At 68.1% G+C, this 3,397-nt stretch carries 5 protein-coding genes and 1 pseudogene; 3 read left to right on the top strand and 3 right to left on the bottom strand.

The annotated features are described in order from the left end of the window. The coding region (locus HKK72_RS37715; RefSeq protein WP_315987644.1) for a thiamine pyrophosphate-dependent enzyme at positions 1–279 on the bottom strand (279 nt) is incomplete at its 3' end. A gap of 122 nt (positions 280–401) precedes the next feature. Here HKK72_RS37715 and HKK72_RS37720 point away from each other — a divergent pair. Next, positions 402–1,031 carry a GntR family transcriptional regulator gene (locus HKK72_RS37720; protein WP_315987645.1) on the top strand — a complete coding sequence of 210 codons (630 nt, stop codon included), beginning with the start codon at positions 402–404 and terminating at the stop codon, positions 1,029–1,031. A gap of 19 nt (positions 1,032–1,050) precedes the next feature. On the opposite strand, the gene HKK72_RS37725 is transcribed toward HKK72_RS37720, so the two are convergent. Next, entirely contained in the window at positions 1,051–1,740 is a 690-nt protein-coding gene (locus tag HKK72_RS37725) for a HEAT repeat domain-containing protein (RefSeq protein WP_187239178.1), read from the bottom strand. Positions 1,741–2,174: 434 nt separating this feature from the next. Between HKK72_RS37725 and HKK72_RS43045 the strand changes: the two are divergent. Together HKK72_RS43045 and HKK72_RS41875 are read left to right on the top strand one after the other, a co-directional pair. Continuing rightward, a pseudogene (locus HKK72_RS43045) lies at positions 2,175–2,345 on the top strand (class I SAM-dependent methyltransferase); the annotation flags it as partial. A 23-nt stretch (positions 2,346–2,368) separates the two neighbouring features. Beyond that, positions 2,369–2,578, top strand: coding sequence for a hypothetical protein (locus HKK72_RS41875; protein WP_261987577.1), 210 nt, complete (start codon positions 2,369–2,371; stop codon positions 2,576–2,578). 85 nt (positions 2,579–2,663) lie between these two features. Here the strand turns inward: HKK72_RS41875 and HKK72_RS37735 are convergent, their stop codons facing one another. Next, a complete protein-coding gene (locus HKK72_RS37735; RefSeq protein WP_187239180.1) occupies positions 2,664–3,266 on the bottom strand; it encodes a histidine phosphatase family protein in 603 nt (200 codons plus the stop codon). Positions 3,267–3,397: the final 131 nt, after the last annotated feature.

Genomic DNA, 3,397 nt, shown 5'->3' on the forward strand with positions numbered 1-3,397 from the left:
CTTGGCCAGCGCGTAACCGTGCTCGCGATAGTTGGTGAACAGGTAGTCGCGAGGTTCCAGAGCGGCCATCAGGCCGACGACCGTGGCCTCCTCGCCGAGATTGAGATGGCAGTAGCCACCGATCTTGGCCTCGGTGTAAGCGCGGGCCGCGCGTTCCTCGAACCGGCGGACCAGCAGCATCTGCCGGTAGTACCCGACGAGCGTCTCGGCCTGGACCTGAGCCTTGGCCCGGCTTGCTCGCCGGGGCCGAGGTGTCCTCGTCTTTGAGGTATCACCCATCGACGATCTTCCTTTCGCATCGGCGCGTGACGCGGGGGTCGCTGCCATCAGCACACGATGACCAATGATCGATCATAGTTCAATAAGTAAACTGTGACACCGCAGGCTCTACGATGCTTATCGTGAACGCTGTCAACGCTCCGCTGCTGCGTACTGGCCTGTCCGACCAGATCCGCGAGTTCATCGTCGACGGCATCACGTCCGGCCGCTGGGAGCCGGGAGAGCGGATCGTCGAACGCCGCATCGCGACCGAGCTCGGTGTCAGCCAGGGCCCGGTACGCGAGGCGCTGCGCCAGCTCGAGACGCTACGCCTGATCGAGTCGACGCCGAACCGCGGGGCCCGGGTCCGGGAGTTCACCGAGGAGGATCTCGGCGAGATCTTCCCCGTCCGCGCCGGCCTGGAGCAGACGGCGGCCGAGCTCGCCGTGCCGAGGATGGCGGGACACGTCGAGCGCCTGGAACGGCAGAGCGACAACCTCGCCGAGGCCACCCGGACCGGTGACGCCGTCGCGCAGATCCGGCACGCCATCGACTTCCACCGCGAGATCGTGACCGCGTCGGGCAACCGGCTGCTGATCGCGGTCTGGGAGTCACTCCGGATCGAGATCTGGACGACGCTGTCGCTTCGCCTGCACAAGACCGATCTGCACGAGAAATCGGCCGAGCACGCACGTATCACCGAGGCCTTCAGGGAGCAGGATCCGGCCGCCGCCCGCATGCTGCACGACCACGTCATGCATTACGCCCCCTGAAGCCCGAAAGAAGAGGCCGTCAGCCGAAGGTGCCGCTGACCTTGTCGGTGATGAGTTCCACCGGGCCTCGTAGCCACTCGCTCGGGGCATCTCGGAGCTCGGCCAGGACATCGTCCAGGCCATGCACGCCTGAGAGCGCCTCGGGCGGCATTCCGGCGAGCGCATCGAGCAGGAAGTAAAGGCCGTTCCCGTCCCAAGCAAGACCATCGCCGCCCTGTGATCGCGGTAGTTCCGCGATGAGCGCCTCCGCGGTCTCAGGCAGTCCGATGGCGATGAGGGCCTTCTTCGCCTGGTGCCGGACGTCCCGGTAGGACTCCGTGTCCTGCAGCAGTGCGATCAGCGCCGGTGTCGCGGGTGCCGCGGCGGTGCCGATCCCCGCCAAGGCGTGCGTCACACGGAACTTGGTCGTCTCGTCCTCGTGCCAATGACCCGTGTCCTGCCGGGCGGGGATGGGAAATGCGCGGAGGGCGGCGAGAAGCGCCGGCACGGCGGCGGCCCCATGCTCAGCCAGCGCCTCCTGGGCGAGAACTCCGTGGAAGTTGTCAAAATGCGGAAGCCTGGCCACCAGGGTTTCGACCGAGGAATCGGTGTCGCCCGTGAAGTGCACGAGCAGACGGCCGGCCATTCCGCTGCCATCCCGGTGACGACCGAACATGCTGTAGCACGCGGTGACGGCTGCGGACCGGTCGATCGTCGCAAGCGTGATCACAGCGTCCTCCCGCAGCCATGGCTCCGTAGCGTTGACGGCAAGGTCTGCCAGGGCGTCGGTGATATCCGGTTCGCCGGGCTCCGTCGACCGAGAGTTCTCCGAGCTGTGCACTCGTCTTGGATAGCAGACTCCGGGCCCGACTGATGGTCTTCACTGAAAGGGCTTTCGACAAGCCGATGACCCGACCCTTGGGGGGCGGCTCGATGTGTCATTCTCGCCGTATGCCCGAGACCAGGCCGAGCGAGGACGACGGGCTCTCGCTGAATCGTGCGGTGTGGAACACGCGTGCCCGTATCCATGGCTCGACTCCCACTGACCGGTTCTACGACGTCGAGTCGTTTCTGAGCGGACGCCAGACGCTCCATGCGCTCGAACGTGAGCTGGCCGGTGACGTGGCCGGGAAGGATCTGCTCCACCTGCAGTGCCACTTCGGAATGGACACGCTGAGCTGGGCTCGCCTGGGAGCCCGGGTCACCGGTGTCGACTTCTCGCCGGCGGCGATCGAGCGGGCCCGCCTGCTGGCCGGACGAGCCGGTCTCGCCGCCACCTTTGTTGAGGCCGACACCCAGCGATTGCCCGTGAACCTGGCCGGCGGCTTCGATCTGGTGGTCGCCACCTACGGGGTGCTGTGCTGGATGCCGACGTCAAGTACCCGCACTCGCTCGGTGAGATCGTCACCGCGGTCCTGGACGCGGGCCTCACGATTCGGCGCCTTGGCGAGCACATCGCCACCGAACTCGACCCCCGCAACATCCTTCCCCAAGATCAAGACGGCCTGTACCGACTCCCCTTCGGCGACTCCCACCTTCCCATCCTGTACTCGATCCGGGCGGTGTAACCCGACCCGCACCAGTCCTAGAAGCGGCATCGCGGCGACGGACCACTCGTCGACTGGACCACCCGGTGACAGGACTACTCGGTGATTACTCGGGGAGCGGGACGTTGTAGGCGAGCAGCGCGGCGGAGGTTCCGTCGTGCCGCAGCTCGGTGAGGGCGCAGTTGCGGACCTGCGGAAAGGCCGAGCGGTAGCGGGACAGCGGGATCTCCAGCAGTGAGCAGAGCACCAGCCGCAGCAGGGTGTTGTGCGCGACCACCAGGACCCGTTCGCCCGGATGCCGGGCCGCGATCCGGTCCAGCGCGATGACCGCGCGGCCCGCCGCCGACCGGGGGTCCTCGGCTCCGGGAAAGGAGCCGAGGACGGGGTCGGCGCGGAACGCGGCCACCACCGCCGGATCGAGTTCGGCCAGCGTGTGGCCCTCGGCCGCGCCGAAGTCGACCTCGCGCAGGTCGTTGTCCACGCGCAGCGCCAGGCCGAGGGCCGAGGCGGCCGGCGCGGCCGTGGCCCTGGCCCGGCTGAGCGGCGAGCACCACACGGCGTCGAGACCGGACTTCTCGGCCCACCTGCCGAGCCGGTCGGCCTGCTCCTGCCCCGTGGCGGTCAGCGCCACGTCGCTCACGCCCGCGTACCTGTTCTCCGCGTGCCAGACGGTCTGGCCGTGGCGGACCAGATAGAGCGTCGTCGTCATCAGTGCTCCCTGGCGTAGGCGGCCACCGTCGGCGGGAGCCAGCCGCGGCGCTCCAGCTCGTCCAGGAGGCGCGCGTACGGCTCGGCGAACCGCTCCGCGCTTCGCGGGCGGGGGTCGATCGTGGTGCGGAT

Origin of the sequence: Actinomadura sp. HBU206391, assembly GCF_014323665.1 — a bacterium.
In the GTDB taxonomy this organism is placed as follows: domain Bacteria; phylum Actinomycetota; class Actinomycetes; order Streptosporangiales; family Streptosporangiaceae; genus Actinomadura_C.